We start from the raw sequence: 18,758 nt of genomic DNA, 5'->3' as shown, positions 1-18,758 counted from the left end.
TTCCTCTTGTTGTTTGCAGGTCTTTTTGCCTGCTGTCGGGTGTTGCCTTCTGGGGCTGCCTTGCAGCCCATCGCGACGCAAGGCCGCTCCCACAGGCCGCGCCGCGGCCCGCTGACACTTATCTGTGGTCCAAGGCCTGCTGCAAGGCCACACCGGAGCCCAGCAAGCCGGAAAACTCTGCGGTTACCAGCCACACCGGCACGCCAGCGAAATAGCCACTCATGCAGCCCTTGTCGGCAAAACTCGTGGCAAAACCGCTACGCAGGAACAGTTCGGCAAAGCGGGGAATGACGCCGCCGACAATATAGACCCCGCCTCGCGCGCCCAGCGTGAGCACGTTGTTACCCGCCACACGCCCAAGGAACCGGCAGAACTGCTCGACCACCGCCAGCGCCCGTGGCTCGCCGCCCAGCGCCGCATCGGTAATCTGCGCCGGGGTCTTGTGCCTGGGTGTGTCGCCATCCAGTGCACAGATTGCCTGGTACAGCCGCACCAGGCCACCGCCACTGAGCACGGTCTCGGCACTGACATGGCCGATCTGCCCGTGGATCTGTTGGTGGATTGCCGCTTCGCGCGCATTGCCCACCGGCAGGTCGACATGGCCGCCCTCCCCCGGCAAGGCCTGCCAGCGCTGTTCGGCCACGCGCAGCAGCGAACCCACGCCCAGGCCAGTGCCTGGCCCGATCACCAGCGCAGGCCGCAACGGGTCAGCCTGACCAGGGCACACCTCGCGGAACTCCCCTTCGCGCAGGCGGGTCATGCCCAGCGCCATGGCGGTGAAATCGTTGATCAGCAACAGCCGTTCAACCTGCAAGGTCTTGCAGAAAGCCGTACGGCTCAGGCGCCAATGGTTGTTGGTAAAGCGAAATTCATCGCCATCGACCGGCCCGGCTACCGCCAGGCATACAGCCGCCAGGCCGCCGCGGGCTATGCCTTGGCCTTCGAGGTAAGCCTCGATGGCCTGCTCCGGGCTGGTGTAGTCCGCAGTGGCAAAGACTTTTACCTCATGCAGCTGGTTGTCACGCCATAACGCAAAACGGGCATTGGTGCCGCCAATGTCGCCAACCAGCAGGTCCTTCATTTGAGGTTCTCCAGGGCCGAGGTAAAGGCACTCGCGCCCTGTTCTGCCGGGCTGAACGCCATGCGCATGAAGCCGAACAGCTCGCGCCCGCAGCCCAGGTCATTGCCCTGGGGGGCCGGCGGCAGGTCGCGGCTGGCCAGTTCTTCGGCCGACACCATCACCCGCAATGTGCCTTCGACACCATCGACCCGCACGATATCACCATCGCGCACCCGTGCCAGCGGGCCGCCATCATAAGCCTCGGGGCAAACGTGGATGGCCGCCGGGATCTTGCCCGAGGCGCCAGACATGCGCCCGTCGGTGACCAGCGCTACCTTGTAGCCACGGTCCTGCAGCACACCGAGGAACGGTGTGAGCTTGTGTAATTCGGGCATGCCGTTGCAACGCGGGCCCTGGAAGCGCACCACGGCGACAAAGTCACGCTCCAGCTCGCCGGCCTTGAACGCATCGGCCAGCGACTGCTGGTCCTGGAACACGCGCGCCGGGGCTTCGACCACCTGGTGCTCGGGGGCGACAGCAGACACCTTCATCACGCCACGGCCCAGGTTGCCTTCCATCACCCGCAGGCCGCCTTCGGCCGAGAACGGCCGCGCCACCGGGCGCAGGATGCTTTCGTCCAGGCTCTGTTGCGGCCCCTCGCGCCACACCAGCTTGCCATCGTCCAGGAACGGTTCCTGGGTGTAGCGGCGCAGGCCGTGGCCGGCCACGGTGTTGACGTCTTCGTGCAGCAGCCCGGCATCCAGCAGCTCGCGAATCAGGAAGGCCATGCCACCGGCAGCCTGGAAGTGATTGATGTCGGCCTTGCCGTTGGGGTAGACGTGGGACAGGGTTGGCACCACCTCGGAGAGGTCAGCCATGTCCTGCCAGGTCAGCTGGATACCTGCCGCCTGGGCAATCGCCGGGATGTGCAGGGTGTGGTTGGTCGAGCCACCCGTGGCGTGCAGGGCAACGATGGAATTGACCAGTGCCTTTTCGTCGACGATTTCGCCCAGCGGCATGAAGCTGCCGCTGGCCTTGGTCATGCGCGTCACCTGCTGCGCGGCCTCGGCGGTAAGCGCGTCGCGCAGCGGCGTGTACGGGTTGACGAACGAGGCGCCCGGCAGGTGCAGGCCCATCACTTCCATCACCAGCTGGTTGGTATTGGCGGTGCCGTAGAAGGTGCAGGTACCCGGGCTGTGATAGGAGTTCATCTCCGACTCCAGCAACTCTTCACGGCTGGCCTTGCCTTCCGCATAACGCTGGCGCACGTCGGCTTTCTGCTTGTTGGAAATGCCCGACACCATCGGCCCGCCCGGGACGAAGATGGTCGGCAGGTGGCCGAAGCGCAGCGCGCCCATCATCAGGCCTGGGACGATCTTGTCGCAGATGCCCAGCATCAGCGCGGCATCGAACATGTTGTGCGACAGCGCTACCGCCGTGGACATGGCGATCACTTCGCGGCTGGCGATGGCCAGCTCCATGCCAGGCTCACCCTGGGTCACGCCGTCGCACATGGCCGGCACGCCCCCGGCGAACTGCCCGACCGAACCGACCTCACGCAGGGCCTGCTTGATCTGCTCGGGGAAGTGCAGGTACGGCTGGTGGGCAGACAACATGTCGTTGTAGGCCGAGACGATAGCCACGTTGGCCGCGTTCATCAGGCGCAGCGTCTGCTTGTCCTCGCTGCCACAGCCGGCCACGCCATGGGCGAAGTTGGCGCACTGCAGGCTGGCACGCATGGGGCCTTCACTGGCCGCCCCGCGAATCAGCTGCAGGTAGCGTTCGCGGGTGGCACGGCTGCGTTCGATCAGCCGCTGGGTGACCTCAAGGATGCGCGGATGCATGTACTGGACTCCAGGCTAATTGTAAGGGCGGTTTACCGGGCATTTCCCCTCCAAACGATTGCGGCCTAGGCTCAAGCTAAGGAGCCTGCTGCATCGGTGGAGGCACATCGCCCAACCACTCGTTGTATGTTTAAACAAAATACTGCCACTAAAAAGGCTTGTTTTCTATCAGCCAGTGAATAATCTTGTAATTCCAACAACAAAACCGTTTCAGTGAAGCTCCTTTTTGCCACAGGTTTCACTCGGACTGCCAGAGGTACTGCCATGACCCTACGCATCGCCATCAATGGATTCGGCCGCATCGGGCGCAACGTCCTGCGCGCACTGTATACCCAAGGCTACCGCCAGGACCTGCAGGTCGTCGCCATCAACGACCTGGGCGACAGCGCCATGAATGCCCACCTGCTCAAGTACGACAGCGTGCACGGCACGTTCGACGCCACGGTGGAGGCCGACCACGAAAGCCTCACGGTCAACGGTGACCGTATCGCGGTCAGTGCCATCCGCAACCCGGCCGAACTGCCCTGGAAGGCCGAGGCGATCGACGTGGTGTTCGAGTGCACAGGGCTGTTCACCGACCGCGCCAAGGCCGCTGCACACCTTGCTGCAGGGGCTGGCAAGGTGATTGTCTCGGCGCCGGCCAAGGGTGCCGATGCCACCGTCGTGTACGGGGTCAACCATGACATCCTGCGGGCCTCGCATCAGGTCATTTCCAACGCCTCCTGCACCACCAACTGCCTGGCGCCGATCGCCCAGGTGCTGCACCGCGAGTTCGGCATCGAGCAAGGCCTGATGACCACCATTCATGCCTACACCAACGACCAGGTGCTGACCGACATGTACCACAGCGACCCGTACCGCGCGCGCTCGGCCACCCAGTCGATGATCCCGAGCAAGACCGGTGCCGCCGAGGCCGTGGGCCTGGTGCTGCCGGAGCTGGCCGGCAAGCTGACCGGTATGGCAGTGCGGGTACCGGTGATCAACGTGTCGCTGGTGGACCTCACCGTCAACCTCAAGCGCGAGGCCACGGCCGAGCAGGTCAACCAGCTGTTCCTTGAAGCCAGCCAGCATTCCAAGGTATTGGGCTACAACGCGTTGCCATTGGTTTCCTGCGATTTCAACCACAACCCGCTGTCGTCGATTTTCGATGCCAACCATACCCGGGCCAACGGGCGCATGCTCAAGGTGCTGGCGTGGTATGACAACGAGTGGGCGTTCAGCAACCGCATGCTGGATAACTGCCTGGCGTTGTGGCAGGCCCGCTAAGATCTGGCACGCTCCCTGTAGGAGCGTGCCTTGTGTCGCGATGGGCTGCGCAGCAGCCCCACAATCTCAGCTACACAACACATATTGCAGGGGGCTGCTGCGCAGCCCATCGCGACACAAGGCCGCTCCCACAGGGGACCGCATAGGGCGGGGGCTCACAATCTTTACCATTTCCTAACACATCCACACTTGACCAACGGCACGGATGATAAGCATTATCATTAACCTTTCGTCGGCCAGGTCCCCCCGTGAGTCAGTCCCGGTTCAACTCCGTCTTTCTCGTCCAGCGCCTTACCCTGTTGCGCACCTTGCAGCGCATGGTCGGCAACCCCAGCACGGCCGAAGACCTGCTGCAGGAAACCTACCTGCGGGTGTCCCGCGCCCTGGGCGAGCGGCCCATCGAGCACATCGAGCCATTCGTGTTCCAGACCGCGCGCAACCTGGCACTGGACCACCTGCGCGCACGCCGCGTGCAGGCACGCATGCTGGTCGACGACGTGCCCGACGAAGTGCTGCACAGCGTGGCCGCCCCCGCCACCAGCAGCGAGGATGCCGCCCATGCCGAGCAGTTGCTCAAGCACCTGAGTGTCAGCCTCAACCAGCTGAGCGAACGCCAGCAGCGCATTTTCATCCTCAGCCGCCTGCATGGCGCCACCTACCTGGAAATTGCCGAACAACTCAGTGTTTCGCCCAGTACGGTGCAAAAGGAACTGAAACTCATCATGGCGATCTGCATGGGTGTTGCCGAACGCCTCAAGTAAGCTGACCGCAGGCGAACGGCAACGCAAAGCCCTTGCCACACCCCGTCTTAGCCTTGATCATTCGCAAAAAACCATTCAAGGATTCACCGTGACCGACAGCCCTGCCCCTCGCCCGTCACCTGCCGGGCCAAGCGCCCGTGCTCGTGCCATGGACGAGGCGCTGGACTGGCTGGTGCGCCTGCAATGCGCAGATGCCGCAGACACCCAGGCCTTTGAAGCCTGGCTGAGCGCCGCGCCGGAAAACGCCGAGGCCTATGTCGAGGCAGAAGCACTGTGGAACGGTACGCCGTTGCACCAGGCGGCCACGCAGATGCATCAGCAGCAACGCCGCTCGTGGCGCGGGCGCCTGCGCAGCCACTGGAAACCCCTGGCCACCGCCGCAGTGTTGCTGGTCGGGCTGTTCACCGTCGGCAACCTGCCCACCCGCCTGCAGGCCGACCACCTGACCGTGGTAGGCGAGCGCCAGCGCCTGCAACTGGAAGACGGTGCAAAAGTGCTGCTCAACACCAACTCGGCATTTGCCAGCGACCGCCGGGACGGCCGCCAGGTCGCCCGGCTGCTGCAGGGTGAGGCCTACTTCCAGATACCCGAAGGTGCGCCGCTGCCACTTGAGGTCGAGGCCGGGCCGTTGCGCGCACAGGTGCGCGATACCGACTTTGCCGTGCGTTACCTCGATGGCGAGGCCCAGGTGCGGGTGCAACGCGGCGATGTCGACCTGCAAGGGGCACGCGACCAGCGCATCCGCCTGAGTGCCGGCGACAGCATCAGCGTGGGCCCGCAGGGCTTCGGCCAGCGCCAACGCGCCGACATGCAAAAGGACCTGGCCTGGGTCGACGGCCGCCTGGTGTTCGAGAATTGCCCGCTGAGCCAGGTGCTGGCTGAAGTGCGGCGCTACTATCCCGGCTGGATCATCAACCGCAATGCCCAGCTCGAAGACGTTGCAGTCACCGGCAACTACCGCCTCGACCAGCCGTTGGAAACCCTGCGCGCACTGGCCCACATCACCTCGGCACAGCTGCATGAGTACCCTGCGCTGGTGATTCTGAACTGACCTCGTAATTATTTTTACGCGATCCCCCTGCCCGGCCCGTCTCGTTATAGCCAATGCAACTGATTCTTGTTTGAAAACGAGAACAGCAATCACCTATAACAGCCCGCGCATCAGGGAGCGCTTTCGATGTCCACTGGTCCTACCCGCACGTCCACCCTTCCCCGCCGAACCGGGCAACTGTCCCTGTTGACCCTGGCCCTGCTCGCCAGCGGCGCTTGCAGCCTGTCGGCGCTGGCCGCCGAACCGGCCCAGGCCAGCAGCCCGCGCATGGGTGACTACCGCTTCGGCATCGGCCAGCAGCCGCTGGTGTCGGCGATCAACGCCTTCAGCCAGGTCACCGGCTGGCAGGTCGGCTTCAGCGCCGAGCTGGCCGACGGCGTGGCGTCGCCGGGCGTGCAAGGCTCGATGCCGCCAGATGCTGCCCTCAAGCGCCTGCTGCAGGGTACCGGGCTGAGTTTTCGCAAGATCAGCAACGGCAACGTGGTCCTCGAGCGCCAGAGCAGCGGCAACGTGATCGCCCTGCAACAGGTGACCGTCAGCGCCACCCGTAGCGCCCAGGACGTCAGCCTGGTGCCGAGCACCGTCAGCGTGCAGACCCGCGAGCAACTGGACCGGCAGAACGTCAACAACATCCAGGACCTGGTGCGCTACGAGCCAGGCGTGTCGGTGGCCGGTACCGGTCAGCGCAGCGGCATGAACGGCTACAACATCCGTGGTATCGACGGCGAGCGTATCCTCACCCAGGTCGACGGTGTGTCGATCCCGGACAGCTTCTTCTACGGCCCCTACGCCCAGACCCAACGCAACTACGTCGACCCGGAAATCGTCAAGCGCGTGGAAATCCTCCGCGGCCCGGCCTCGGTGCTGTACGGCAGCAACGCCATCGGCGGCGCTGTGAGCTACTTCACCCTCGACCCCGACGACATCATCAAGCCCGGCAAGGACGTGGGTGCGCGGCTGAAGACCGGCTACAGCTCGGCCGACGAAAGCTGGCTGACCTCCGCCACCGTCGCCGGCCGCGAGGGTGATTTCGATGGCCTGCTGCACCTGAGCCAGCGCAACGGCCACGAGACCGAAACCCACGGCAACCACAGCGGTGACGGCCTGTCGCGCACCGAAGCCAACCCGATGGACGTGCGCACTACCAACGTGCTGGCCAAGCTTGGCTGGAACTACGACGACGACGCGCGCCTGGGCTTCACCTACGAACGCTACAAGGATGACCGCGACCAGAACATCCTCAGTGCGGTGGGTGGGCCGTTCATTCCGGGCTTTGGCGGCATGGGCTACTACAAGGCGCGCAGTGGCAACGACACCATCACCCGCGAGCGCTTTGGCATCAACCATGAGTTCGGCCTGGATTCGCGGGTCGCTGACCACGTCAAGTGGAGCCTCAACTACCAGATCGCCAAGACCGACCAGCACACCGAAGAAGTCTACGCACCGCCTGGCCGCCAGGTACTGCGCACCCGTGACACGACCTACAAGGACCGCCAGTGGGTGTTCGATGCCCAGCTGGACAAAGCTTTCAGCATCGGCGCCACCGACCACCTGCTGACCTATGGCACCACGATCAAGCACGAGAAAATCACGGGTACCCGCAGCGGCACGGGCACCTGCCTGGCCGTGGGCTCCGGTTGCTCCGCCGCCGGCGCCGAACGCCCGGCAGACGGCCAGGTTCTGGTCAGCGACTTCCCGGACCCGACCGTGAACACCTACAGCCTGTTCGTGCAGGATGAAATCCGCTGGAACAAATGGACTTTCATGCCCGGTGCGCGCTACGACTACACGCGCATGGAACCCAAGTTCACCGACGAATTCCTGCGTGGCCTGGAGTCCACCGGCACAGCGCCCACCTCCCAGGACGATTCGGACAAGAAGTGGCACCGCGTCTCGCCCAAGTTCGGCCTGACCTACGCCTTCAACGACAATTACACCTGGTATGGTCAGTATGCTGAAGGCTTCCGCACCCCGACCGCCAAGTCCATGTACGGAAAATTCGTGAACCTTGAGGAAGGTTACCGCGTAGAAGGCAACCCAGGCCTGGAGCCGGAAAAGAGCAAGAGCTACGAAACCGGCCTGCGTGGCAACTTCGACGCGGGTAACTTCGACGTGGCGGTGTTCTACAACAAGTACCGCGACTTCATCGACGAAGATGCGGTGCAAAGCGCCAATCTGGAACAAACCTTCCAGGCCAACAACATCAAGCACGCCACCATCAAGGGTGCCGAGGTCAAGGGCCGCCTGAACCTCGACCACTTCGGCGCGCCGCAAGGCCTGTATACCCAGGGTTCGATTGCCTACACCTATGGTCGTAACGACGACACCGGTGAGCCGCTGAACACCGTCAACCCGCTGAAGGGCGTGTTCGGCCTCGGTTACGAGCAGCAGAACTACGGCGGCCTGCTGAGCTGGACGCTGGTCAAGCGCAAGACCCGTGTCGATGACTCCAGCTTCTACTCGCCAGATGGTTCGAGCTCGAAGTTCCGCACCCCGGGCTACGGCGTGCTGGACCTGACCGGCTACTACAAGGTTACCGACGACGTGACCATCAACGCCGGCCTGTACAACCTCACCGACAAGAAGTACTGGCAGTGGGATTCGGTGCGCAGCTACGACGGCCAGGGTGAAGCGGCTGTGACCCAGCCAGCCAACATCGACCGCCTGACCATGCCGGGGCGCAACTTCGGTATCAATGTGGTTTGGGATATCTGAAGCCTTTAACTTTGAACCGCCTGTGAGATCGAGCGCCGCGCGGGCGGCGCTCGATTCCACAGACGCTGCCGCTCTCAAGCCAAAAAACCCGTTTTTTTTACTGTCCCGCCGCCGCTGTTTCGTCTTGTATCTAGACGCCCCTCTTTCCAAGGACTGCCCCCATGACCGAACGCCCAGCCCTGCGCTCCCAGCGCCTGAACCAGATCACCCACGCCCCGCACGCCGAGCTGGATGCCCTGGTCAAATCCCACGCGCCCTTCGACAGCCGCGAAAGCTTCGCCCGCTTCGTCGTTGCCCAGTACCTGTTCCAGTCCGAGCTGCAAGGCCTGTACAACGACCCGAAACTGATCGCCATCGTTCCAGACCTGGCCGAGCGCTGCCGTGCCGACCAGGCACGCCTGGACCTCGCTGACCTCGACACCGAAGTGCCGGCCGCCGTGCCAGGTGCCGTGGGCAACCCGAGCCTGGGCGAGGCAATGGGCTGGATCTTCGTCTCCGAAGGCTCCAAACTGGGCGCTGCGTTTCTGATCAAGCGCGCCGTGGCCCTGGAACTGTCAGACAGCTTCGGTGCCCGCCACTTGGGCGAGCCGGCCGGTGGCCGTGCCGAGGGCTGGAAGCAGTTCACCCGCATCCTCGATGGCCTTCAGCTGTCGGCCGAAGAGGAAGCCGCCGCCGAGCGCGGTGCAGTTGCCGCCTTCGAGCGTTTCACCGAACTGCTCAAGCATGCCTATGCTGCGGATGCCGCGCTGGTCTGATATGCCGTACCCGGCCACCCTACCGGTGGCCGAACCGCTTTTTGCAGTGAGACCATGACCCAACCTGCCCGCTCGAAGATCGCCCGCCTGTTATATGGAATCCTGGCTTACGTGAGCCTTGGGGTGGGCTTGGTCGCGATCGTCATACCCGGTTTGCCGACCACCGAATTCATCCTGCTGGCCGCCTGGGCGGCGACCCGCAGTTCGCCGCGCCTGTCGGCCTGGCTGGAGAACCACCGGCTGTTCGGGCCAATCCTCTACAACTGGCGCAATGGCAAGGTGATCCAGCGCCGGGCCAAGGTAAGCGCGACCATCAGCATGCTGCTGTGTGCAGGCCTGATGCTGACGTTTCTGGAACACCACTGGCCGGTGTTCCTGGCAATCGCCGGCATGACCCTGGGCAACCTGTGGATCTGGTCACGCCCGGAGCACGCCTGCCCTGCCCCGTCACAAGCTCAGCAACCCTGAATACAGGGCGTAGGCTGCCAACCCGGCGCCCGCCAGCACAGCGGCGAAAATCAGCTTTTCCCAGGTGGTGAACAACGTCTGGCCCTGCTCATGCTTGGCCCTGGCGAACAGGATCACGCCGGGGGCATACAGCAGCGCCGACAGCAGCAGGTACTTGAGCCCGCCGGCATACAACAGCCACACGGCATACAGCAAGGCAACCAGCGCCACCAGCAAGTCCTTGCGCCGTAACCCCGGCTGCCCGGCATAGGTGTCTGCACGTACCGCCAGCAGCACGGCATACGCCGCAGACCACAGGTAGGGCACCAGGATCATCGACGAGGCCAGGTAGATGAGGCTGGTGTAGGTACCGGCCGAGAACAGCGTAATCAGCAGGAAGCCCTGGATCATGCAGTTGGTCAGCCACAGGGCATTAGCGGGCACATGGTTGGCGTTTTCCTTGGCCAGAAAGCGCGGCATGGTCTTGTCCCGCGCCGTGGCGAACAGGATCTCGGCACACAGCAACGCCCACGACAGCAACGCGCCCAGCAGCGAAACCGCCAGGCCGAGACTGATCAGCAAGGCCCCCCAAGGGCCGACGATATGCTCCAGCACCGACGCCAGCGACGGGTTCTGCAACCCGGCCAGTTCCGGCTGGGTCATCACCCCCAGCGAAAGCACGTTGACCAGCACCAGCAGCGCCAGCACACCAAGAAAACCGATGACGGTGGCCTTGCCCACGTCCGAACGCCGCTCGGCGCGCCCGGAATATACGCTGGCGCCCTCGATGCCGATGAACACGAACACGGTCACCAGCATCATGTTGCGCACCTGCTCCAGCACGCTGCCGAATTGCGGGTTGCTCAAGCCCCAGATGTCACGGGTGAAGATATCGGCCCGAAAGGCAAACGCCGCAATCACCACGAACATCAGCAACGGCACCACCTTGGCCACGGTGGTCACCTGGTTGATGAACGCGGCTTCCTTGATGCCGCGCAGCACCAGAAAGTGGACTGACCATAGCAGCAGCGAGGCACAGCCGATGGCGATCGGCGTGTTGCCTTCGCCGAAAACCGGAAAGTAGAAGCCCAGGGTGCTGAACAGCAGCACGAAATAACCGACATTGCCCAGCCAGGCGCTGATCCAGTAGCCCCAGGCTGACGAGAAGCCCATGTAGTCGCCGAAACCCGCCTTGGCGTAGGCGTACACCCCCGAGTCCAGTTCCGGCTTGCGGTTGGCCAGGGTCTGGAACACAAACGCCAGGGCCAGCATGCCGACGGCGGTAATGCACCAGCCGATCAGCACCGCCCCGACATCGGCACGCGCCGCCATGTTCTGTGGCAGCGAGAAGATCCCGCCACCGATCATCGAGCCGACCACCAGTGCGATCAGCGCGCCCAGGCGCAGCTTCTGTCCCGGTTCGCTCATGCATCCCCCATTTTTTTACCCGCTGTCATGCCTTTGAAACAGCCCTGCAGGCCATATAAATGTGGTTACTTATAATAGAACACGCCATTGAAGCTATAGCACTCATAACTGCTTTGTCTATGCGCCATTCCTTAAAAGCTAGCAGCTGTACGGCAACTAGAACAGTTCCTGATAAAACTCGAAATTATTGTGAAAAATTTGCGAAAGCGTCAAAAGCGGCTAGCTTCAAGCATCGCAGGCTGAACAGAGCGTTTGCTCTAGAAAGACATGGAGGTGCCAGCGGGCAAGGCTTGCAGCTTAAGCTGTCGGCACTCTCCAGGAGCACCCGTGAAGGAAATTTCCTACCTTCACGTCGCCTTAAACTGACACAAGTCAGCTTACGGCAACGGCGTCGGATTTATGCTGACGTCAACTTTCTCCTGGCAGGAGTTGTTAAATGTCTGATTCATCCGGAAAACTAAAGCTCGGCGCGTTAGTTGCACTTGTCGTCGGCTCGATGATTGGCGGCGGGATCTTCTCGTTGCCACAAAACATGGCCGCCAGCGCAGGGGTTGGCGCCGTGCTTATCGGCTGGGGCATCACTGCGGTCGGCATGCTGACCCTGGCGTTCGTGTTCCAGACCCTGGCCAACCGCAAGCCTGACCTGGATGGTGGGGTGTATGCCTACGCCAAGGCCGGTTTCGGCGACTACATGGGCTTTTCCTCGGCCTGGGGCTACTGGATCAGTGCCTGGCTGGGTAACGTCGGCTACTTCGTGCTGCTGTTCAGCACCTTGGGTTACTTCTTCCCGATCTTCGGTGAAGGCAACACGCCAGCCGCCATCATTGGCGCGTCGGTGCTGTTGTGGGCGGTGCACTTCCTGGTGCTGCGCGGCATCAAGGAAGCCGCATTCATCAACCTGGTCACCACCGTGGCCAAAGTGGTGCCGCTGGTGCTGTTCGCGCTGATCTGCCTGTTTGCCTTCAGGCTCGACATCTTCACCGCCGACATCTGGGCTTTGGGTACGCCAGAGTTGGGCAGTGTGATGAATCAGGTGCGCAACATGATGCTGGTCACCGTGTGGGTGTTCATCGGCATCGAGGGCGCGAGCATCTTCTCGTCCCGGGCGGAAAAGCGCTCTGACGTGGGCAAGGCCACGGTCATCGGCTTTGTCACCGTGCTGCTGTTCCTGGTGCTGGTCAACGTGCTGTCGCTGGGCATCATGACCCAACCGGAACTGGCCAAGCTGCAGAACCCGTCGATGGCTGCCGTACTGGAGCATGTGGTCGGCCACTGGGGCGCGGTGCTGATCAGCGTCGGCCTGATCATCTCGCTGCTGGGGGCCCTGCTGTCGTGGGTACTGCTGTGCGCCGAGATCATGTTCGCCGCCGCCAAAGACCACACCATGCCGGAGTTCCTGCGCCGCGAAAACGCCAACCAGGTACCGGCCAACGCCCTGTGGCTGACCAATGCCATGGTGCAGATCTTCCTGGTGATCACGCTGTTCTCCAACAGTACCTACCTGTCGCTGATCTACCTCGCCACCTCGATGATCCTGGTGCCTTACCTGTGGTCGGCGGCCTATGCGTTCCTGCTGGCACTGCGCAGCGAAACCTACGAACAGGCCCTGGCCGAACGCAAGAAGGACCTGATCATCGGCGGCATCGCCCTGCTGTACGCCCTCTGGCTGCTGTACGCAGGCGGCGTGAAATACCTGCTGCTCTCGGCCCTGCTCTACGCACCTGGCGCCATCCTGTTCGCCAAGGCCAAGCGTGAAGTAGGCCAACCTGTCTTCACCAACGTGGAAAAACTGATCTTCGCAGCCGTGGTCATCGGCGCCCTGGTGGCAGCCTTTGGCCTGTATGACGGCTTCCTGACGCTTTGATCCACGTCTTCGTTCAATTGGAGGAATGAAACCATGTCCGCTGAAAAACAGAAGTACGGTGTCCACTCCGAAGCCGGCAAACTGCGCAAAGTGATGGTTTGCTCGCCGGGCCTGGCGCACAAGCGCCTGACGCCGAGCAACTGTGACGAATTGCTGTTCGACGATGTGATCTGGGTCGACCAGGCCAAGCGCGACCATTTCGACTTTGTCACCAAGATGCGCGAGCGCGGCGTGGATGTGCTGGAGATGCACAACCTGCTGACCGACATCGTGCAGCAACCCGAAGCCCTCAAGTGGATCCTTGACCGCAAGATTACCTCTGACACCGTGGGTGTCGGCCTGACCAACGAGGTGCGTAGCTGGCTCGAAGGGCTGGAACCACGCCACCTGGCGGAGTTCCTGATTGGCGGCGTGGCAGGCCAGGACCTTCCAGTAAGCGAAGGCGCCGAAGTGATCAAGATGTACAACAAGTATCTGGGCCACTCCAGCTTCATTCTGCCGCCGCTGCCCAACACCCAGTTCACCCGTGACACCACCTGCTGGATCTACGGTGGCGTGACGCTCAACCCGATGTACTGGCCTGCGCGACGCCAGGAAACCCTGCTGACCACAGCCATTTACAAGTTCCACAAGGAATTCACCGGTGCCGACTTCCAGGTCTGGTATGGCGACCCGGACAAGGATCACGGTAACGCCACCCTCGAGGGCGGCGACGTTATGCCGGTCGGCAAGGGCATCGTGCTGATCGGCATGGGTGAGCGGACCTCGCGCCATGCCATCGGCCAATTGGCTCAGAACCTGTTCGAGAAAGGCGCGGCCGAGAAGGTCATCGTCGCTGGCCTGCCGAAGTCCCGCGCAGCGATGCACCTGGACACCGTGTTCAGCTTCTGCGACCGCGACCTGGTAACGGTATTCCCGGAGGTGGTGAAAGAGATCAAGCCATTCATCATCACCCCCGATTCCAGCAAGCCCTATGGCATGAACATCGCGCCGCAGGATGCCTCGTTCCTCGAGGTGGTATCCGAGCAGTTGCTGGGCAAGAAAGACAAGCTGCGCGTGGTCGAGACCGGCGGCAACAGCTTTGCCGCCGAGCGCGAACAATGGGATGACGGCAACAACGTGGTGGCCATCGAGCCGGGCGTGGTCATCGGCTATGACCGCAACACCTACACCAACACCCTGCTGCGCAAGGCCGGCATCGAGGTCATCACCATCAGCGCCGGCGAACTGGGCCGGGGCCGTGGCGGCGGCCACTGCATGACCTGCCCGATTGTGCGTGACCCGATCGACTACTAACGACCATTGCACCCGGCCGCGCCCACAAAGTGCCGGCCGGGACACTACCGAACTCAAGGAGAAGCAATCATGGCGTTCAACATTCACAACCGCAACCTGCTCAGCCTGGAACACCACACCACCCGCGAGCTGCGCTACCTGCTGGACCTGTCCCGCGACCTCAAGCGTGCCAAGTACACTGGCACCGAGCAGCAGCACCTGAAGGGCAACAACATCGCGCTGATCTTCGAAAAAACCTCCACCCGTACCCGCTGCGCCTTCGAAGTGGCGGCCTACGACCAAGGCGCCAACGTCACCTACATCGACCCCAACTCTTCGCAGATCGGCCACAAAGAGAGCATGAAAGACACCGCCCGCGTGCTCGGGCGCATGTACGACGCTATCGAGTACCGTGGCTTCAAGCAGGAAATCGTTGAAGAGCTGGCCAAGTTCGCTGGCGTGCCGGTGTTCAACGGCCTGACCGATGAATACCACCCCACCCAGATGATCGCCGACGTGCTGACCATGCGTGAGCACAGCGACAAGCCGCTGCATGACATCAGCTACGCCTACCTGGGCGACGCCCGCAACAACATGGGTAACTCGCTGCTGCTGATTGGCGCCAAGCTCGGCATGGACGTGCGCATCGCGGCGCCCAAGGCACTGTGGCCACATGACGATCTGGTCGAGCGCTGCAAGAAATACGCTGAGGAAAGCGGCGCCCGCATCACCCTCACCGAAGACCCTAAAGCGGCGGTCAAGGGTGTGGACTTTGTCCATACCGACGTGTGGGTATCGATGGGCGAGCCGATCGAAGCCTGGGGTGAGCGCATCAAGCAGCTCAAGCCTTACCAGGTGAATGCCGAGCTGATGAAGTCCACTGGCAACCCACGGACCAAGTTCATGCACTGCCTGCCGGCGTTCCACAACTCCGACACCAAGGTAGGCAAGCAGATCGCCGAACAGTACCCGGACCTGGCCAACGGCATCGAAGTGACTGACGACGTGTTCGAGTCGCCGGCCTGCATCGCCTTCGAGCAGGCGGAAAACCGCATGCACACCATCAAGGCGATCCTGGTTTCGACCCTGGCTGACCTCTGACAACCACCCCGCTCCTGTGGGAGCTGGCTTGCCGGCGATGCAGGCAAGCCAGCTCCCACAAGGGATCGAGGTGCTCACCCCATCTGCGTAAAGGACATTCCCCATGCGTATCGTTGTTGCATTGGGCGGCAACGCCCTGCTGCGTCGCGGCGAGCCCATGACCGCTGACAACCAGCGCGCCAATATCCGCACCGCCACCGAACAGATCGCCAAGATCCACCCTGGCAACGAACTGGTCATTGCCCACGGCAACGGTCCGCAAGTCGGGCTGCTGTCGCTTCAGGCCCTGTCCTACAAGCCTGACGAGGCTTACCCACTGGACGTGCTGGGTGCCGAAACCGAAGGCATGATCGGCTACATGATCGAACAGGAACTGGGCAACCTGCTGGATTTCGAGGTGCCGTTCGCCACCCTGCTGACCCAGGTGGAAGTGGACGCCAACGACCCCGCCTTCAAGGACCCGACCAAGTTCATCGGCCCGGTCTACAGCAAGGAAGAGGCCGAGCGCCTGGCCAAGGAGAAAGGCTGGGTGGTCAAGGCCGATGGCGACAAGTACCGCCGAGTGGTGGCCAGCCCGAAACCCAAACGCATCTTCGAAATCCGCCCGATCAAGTGGCTGCTGGAAAAGAACAGCATCGTAATTTGCGCAGGCGGTGGCGGCATTCCCACCATGTACGATGAAAACCGCAAGCTCAAGGGCATCGAAGCGGTGATCGACAAGGACCTGTGCTCGGCACTGCTGGCCGAGCAATTGGAAGCCGACCTTCTGATTATCGCCACCGACGTCGACGCAGCCTACATTGACTGGGGCAAGCCCACGCAAAAAGCCATTGCCCAGGCCCATCCGGACGAACTGGAGCGTCTTGGCTTCGCCGCTGGCTCCATGGGGCCGAAGGTGCAAGCTGCCAGTGACTTTGCCCGCAACACCGGCAAGGTGGCGGTGATCAGTTCGCTGGAAAACATTGAAGACATTGTCAAAGGTACTGCCGGCACACGGGTTTCCACCGCGAAGCCTGGGATCAGCTACCGTTGAATGCAGTTGGCGGGCGCCAGGTGCCCGCCATTTTCGACCTTCCAAAGGAGCTAGCCATGGCCCAGTACCACCCCGGTCATGTACACATCGAGCGCACTGCGCTGAACAATACCGACCACAGCTATGACCTGAACATCGAGTACGAAGCAGCGTCGGACCCCAAGGAAGGCAGAGGCATTCAGTTCCGCATGCATGGCAGCATCGAGGGCAAGCCTGTGGAAGAAAAGTTCTTCCTCGCCAAGGACCAGGTGCTGCCAAGCTTTCTCATGCTGCTGACTCGCAAGGCGCAGTCGTATCTGGCGCCGCCGAAGAAATTCGAGAACCTGAGTTCGCCGCACAAACTCTACGACTATATGTTTGCGGACATTCGCGAAAAGCTCGATGTGAAATCGGGGGACCCGATCAAGCCTGAACATCTCGAGTGAATTCAACATTTCGGGGCTGCTTTGCAGCCCATTCGCGGCACAAGGCCGCTCCTACAGGAGAATGCTTAACCTTTGTGGGAGCGGCCTTGTGTCGCGACAGGGCCGCAAAGCGGCCCTGGCAATGTTGAGGCATACTACCGCCCTCCCCGGCCACCACCTCGCCCCTCCCCATGCGCATCCACGTCAGCTTCATCGACCGCGTCGGCATCACCCAGGAAGTCCTTGCCCTGCTCGGTGCCCGCAACCTCAACCTGGACGCCGTGGAGATGGTCCCCCCGAACGTCTACATCGACGCACCCACCCTAAGCCCTGCCGTGCTCGAAGAACTGCATGACGCACTGTTCGAGGTGCAGGGCGTGCAATCGGTGGACGTGGTCGACATCCTCCCCGGCCAACGCCGCCACCTGCAGCTCGATGCCCTGCTGGCGGCAATGAGCGACCCGGTACTGGCCGTGGACAGCGCAGGCCTGGTGCTGCTGGCCAATCCGGCGCTGATCGCCCTGTGCGGGCGCGAATCCGCCGGGCGTTCGGTGAATGAACTGTTTGGCGACCCCGCGCTGCTGCAGGCGCTGCAGGACAACAACTTCCACCTGCCCATGCGCGAGATGCAACTGAACGGCCAGAGCCTGCTGCTGGACGCCATGCCGATCACCAACGCCGGTGGCCTGCTGACGCTGTACCCCCCCACGCGCATGGGCGAACGCCTGTCGGCCCTGCACCACGACCATGCCGAAGGCTTTGATGCCCTGCTCGGCGAGTCGCCCGCCATCCGCACGCTCAAGGCCCGCGCCCTGCGCGTGGCGGCGCTCGATGCACCGCTGCTGGTGCATGGCGAAACCGGTACCGGCAAAGAGCTGGTCGCCCGCGCCTGCCACGCCATCAGTAGCCGCCACGCTGCACCGTTCCTGGCCCTGAACTGCGCCGCACTGCCCGAGAGCCTGGCCGAGAGCGAGTTGTTCGGTTACGCCCCCGGCGCCTTCACCGGCGCGCAACGCGGTGGCAAACCCGGGCTGATGGAGCTGGCCAACCAGGGCACGGTGTTCCTTGATGAAATTGGCGAAATGTCACCGTACCTGCAGGCCAAGCTGCTGCGTTTTCTCAGCGATGGCAGCTTCCGCCGGGTGGGCGGCGACCGCGAAGTGAAGGTAGATGTGCGCATCATCAGCGCCACCCACCGCGACCTGGAGCGCATGGTCGCCGAAGGCAGCTTCCGCGAGGACCTGTTCTATCGCCTCAACGTGCTGAACCTGCAGGTACCGCCACTGCGCGACAGGGGCCAGGACATCCTGATGCTGGCGCACTTCTTCATGCAGCAAGCCTGCACGCAGATCCAGCGCCCAGCCTGCCGGCTGACGCCCGCCACCCACTCGGCACTGCTGGCCAACCCTTGGCCGGGCAACGTGCGCCAGCTACAGAACGTGATTTTCCGCGCTGCGGCCATCTGCGAGGGCGACCTGGTGGATATCGGCGACCTGGACATTGCCGGCACCTCGGTGGCACGCGGGCAGGACGGCGAAGTGGCCAGCCTGGAGCAGGCTGTGGGTGATTTCGAGCGTGAACTGTTACAGCGCCTGTATGCCAGTTACCCATCGACACGGCAACTGGCCGGGCGCTTGCAAACTTCGCACACCGCTATTGCCCAGCGACTGCGTAAATATGGAATACCCGGAAAACTTTGATGCACGTCGACAATACCGACAGTTCAATCAGACTTTTCCTAGCCGCGTGGCCGC

Annotated in this window: 15 protein-coding genes; 12 read left to right on the top strand and 3 right to left on the bottom strand. The window is 62.7% G+C overall.

The window, feature by feature from the left end; genetic code table 11:
* Nucleotides 1-118: 118 nt before the first annotated feature.
* Together JOY50_RS11395 and edd are read right to left on the bottom strand one after the other, a co-directional pair.
* Nucleotides 119-1,081, bottom strand: coding sequence for a glucokinase (locus JOY50_RS11395; protein ID WP_132843901.1), 963 nt, complete (start codon nucleotides 1,079-1,081; stop codon nucleotides 119-121).
* Nucleotides 1,078-2,904 carry a phosphogluconate dehydratase gene (gene edd / locus JOY50_RS11390; RefSeq protein WP_132843904.1) on the bottom strand — a complete coding sequence of 609 codons (1,827 nt, stop codon included), beginning with the start codon at nucleotides 2,902-2,904 and terminating at the stop codon, nucleotides 1,078-1,080. Before edd ends, JOY50_RS11395 begins: the two co-directional genes overlap by 4 nt.
* 264 nt (nucleotides 2,905-3,168) lie before the next feature.
* On the opposite strand from edd, the gene gap reads away from it, so the two are divergent.
* The 6 genes from gap to JOY50_RS11360 all read left to right on the top strand — a co-directional run bounded on the left by gap (nucleotide 3,169) and on the right by JOY50_RS11360 (nucleotide 9,920).
* Entirely contained in the window at nucleotides 3,169-4,170 is a 1,002-nt protein-coding gene (gene gap, locus JOY50_RS11385) for a type I glyceraldehyde-3-phosphate dehydrogenase (RefSeq protein ID WP_243055189.1), read from the top strand.
* A 248-nt stretch (nucleotides 4,171-4,418) separates the two neighbouring features.
* Nucleotides 4,419-4,931, top strand: coding sequence for an RNA polymerase sigma factor (locus JOY50_RS11380; RefSeq protein ID WP_003255059.1), 513 nt, complete (start codon nucleotides 4,419-4,421; stop codon nucleotides 4,929-4,931).
* 88 nt (nucleotides 4,932-5,019) lie between these two features.
* A complete protein-coding gene (locus JOY50_RS11375) occupies nucleotides 5,020-5,982 on the top strand; it encodes a FecR domain-containing protein (protein WP_132843906.1) in 963 nt (320 codons plus the stop codon).
* Nucleotides 5,983-6,108: 126 nt separating this feature from the next.
* Nucleotides 6,109-8,697: a TonB-dependent receptor gene (locus JOY50_RS11370; protein ID WP_243055188.1), complete on the top strand. Its 2,589-nt coding sequence runs from the start codon at nucleotides 6,109-6,111 to the stop codon at nucleotides 8,695-8,697.
* 161 nt (nucleotides 8,698-8,858) lie between these two features.
* The gene (locus tag JOY50_RS11365) at nucleotides 8,859-9,452 is read left to right on the top strand and encodes a biliverdin-producing heme oxygenase (protein ID WP_132843912.1); all 594 of its coding nucleotides are present in this window, start codon (nucleotides 8,859-8,861) and stop codon (nucleotides 9,450-9,452) included.
* A gap of 54 nt (nucleotides 9,453-9,506) precedes the next feature.
* Complete coding sequence (locus JOY50_RS11360) at nucleotides 9,507-9,920, top strand: YbaN family protein (RefSeq protein ID WP_019471746.1); 414 nt, start codon at nucleotides 9,507-9,509, stop codon at nucleotides 9,918-9,920.
* Here JOY50_RS11360 and arcD (JOY50_RS11355) read toward each other — a convergent pair.
* Nucleotides 9,900-11,327, bottom strand: coding sequence for an arginine-ornithine antiporter (gene arcD, locus JOY50_RS11355; protein WP_019471747.1), 1,428 nt, complete (start codon nucleotides 11,325-11,327; stop codon nucleotides 9,900-9,902). The two genes, JOY50_RS11360 and arcD (JOY50_RS11355), sit on opposite strands and share 21 nt — an antisense overlap.
* A 436-nt stretch (nucleotides 11,328-11,763) precedes the next feature.
* Here arcD (JOY50_RS11355) and arcD (JOY50_RS11350) point away from each other — a divergent pair, with 436 nt between their 5' ends.
* From arcD (JOY50_RS11350) to JOY50_RS11325, 6 genes are all read left to right on the top strand, one after another.
* Nucleotides 11,764-13,191: an arginine-ornithine antiporter gene (gene arcD, locus JOY50_RS11350; RefSeq protein WP_019471748.1), complete on the top strand. Its 1,428-nt coding sequence runs from the start codon at nucleotides 11,764-11,766 to the stop codon at nucleotides 13,189-13,191.
* Nucleotides 13,192-13,224: 33 nt separating this feature from the next.
* Nucleotides 13,225-14,487, top strand: coding sequence for an arginine deiminase (gene arcA, locus JOY50_RS11345; protein WP_019471749.1), 1,263 nt, complete (start codon nucleotides 13,225-13,227; stop codon nucleotides 14,485-14,487).
* Between the two features lie 69 nt (nucleotides 14,488-14,556).
* Nucleotides 14,557-15,567: an ornithine carbamoyltransferase gene (locus tag JOY50_RS11340; RefSeq protein WP_016485079.1), complete on the top strand. Its 1,011-nt coding sequence runs from the start codon at nucleotides 14,557-14,559 to the stop codon at nucleotides 15,565-15,567.
* Between the two features lie 103 nt (nucleotides 15,568-15,670).
* Nucleotides 15,671-16,600: a carbamate kinase gene (gene arcC, locus JOY50_RS11335; RefSeq protein WP_132843913.1), complete on the top strand. Its 930-nt coding sequence runs from the start codon at nucleotides 15,671-15,673 to the stop codon at nucleotides 16,598-16,600.
* Between the two features lie 56 nt (nucleotides 16,601-16,656).
* Entirely contained in the window at nucleotides 16,657-17,025 is a 369-nt protein-coding gene (locus JOY50_RS11330; RefSeq protein WP_059394656.1) for a DUF5064 family protein, read from the top strand.
* A gap of 170 nt (nucleotides 17,026-17,195) precedes the next feature.
* Entirely contained in the window at nucleotides 17,196-18,704 is a 1,509-nt protein-coding gene (locus tag JOY50_RS11325; RefSeq protein ID WP_132843915.1) for a sigma-54-dependent transcriptional regulator, read from the top strand.
* The last annotated feature ends 54 nt before the right edge of the window (nucleotides 18,705-18,758 follow it).

Origin of the sequence: Pseudomonas sp. BP01 (assembly GCF_022760795.1) — a bacterium.
Lineage (GTDB): Bacteria > Pseudomonadota > Gammaproteobacteria > Pseudomonadales > Pseudomonadaceae > Aquipseudomonas > Aquipseudomonas putida_Q.
Note: the sequence above shows the minus strand (reverse complement) of the source record. Positions and strands in the feature narration are given on the sequence as shown.

Coding starts and splice junctions, on each gene's coding strand:
- JOY50_RS11395 (WP_132843901.1), bottom strand. CDS start 1,081: ATGAAGGACCTGCTGGTTGGCGACATTGGCGGCACCAATGCCCGTTTT.
- edd (WP_132843904.1), bottom strand. CDS start 2,904: ATGCATCCGCGCATCCTTGAGGTCACCCAGCGGCTGATCGAACGCAGC.
- gap (WP_243055189.1), top strand. CDS start 3,169: ATGACCCTACGCATCGCCATCAATGGATTCGGCCGCATCGGGCGCAAC.
- JOY50_RS11370 (WP_243055188.1), top strand. CDS start 6,109: ATGTCCACTGGTCCTACCCGCACGTCCACCCTTCCCCGCCGAACCGGG.
- JOY50_RS11365 (WP_132843912.1), top strand. CDS start 8,859: ATGACCGAACGCCCAGCCCTGCGCTCCCAGCGCCTGAACCAGATCACC.
- JOY50_RS11360 (WP_019471746.1), top strand. CDS start 9,507: ATGACCCAACCTGCCCGCTCGAAGATCGCCCGCCTGTTATATGGAATC.
- arcD (WP_019471747.1), bottom strand. CDS start 11,327: ATGAGCGAACCGGGACAGAAGCTGCGCCTGGGCGCGCTGATCGCACTG.
- arcD (WP_019471748.1), top strand. CDS start 11,764: ATGTCTGATTCATCCGGAAAACTAAAGCTCGGCGCGTTAGTTGCACTT.
- arcA (WP_019471749.1), top strand. CDS start 13,225: ATGTCCGCTGAAAAACAGAAGTACGGTGTCCACTCCGAAGCCGGCAAA.
- JOY50_RS11340 (WP_016485079.1), top strand. CDS start 14,557: ATGGCGTTCAACATTCACAACCGCAACCTGCTCAGCCTGGAACACCAC.
- arcC (WP_132843913.1), top strand. CDS start 15,671: ATGCGTATCGTTGTTGCATTGGGCGGCAACGCCCTGCTGCGTCGCGGC.
- JOY50_RS11330 (WP_059394656.1), top strand. CDS start 16,657: ATGGCCCAGTACCACCCCGGTCATGTACACATCGAGCGCACTGCGCTG.
- JOY50_RS11325 (WP_132843915.1), top strand. CDS start 17,196: ATGCGCATCCACGTCAGCTTCATCGACCGCGTCGGCATCACCCAGGAA.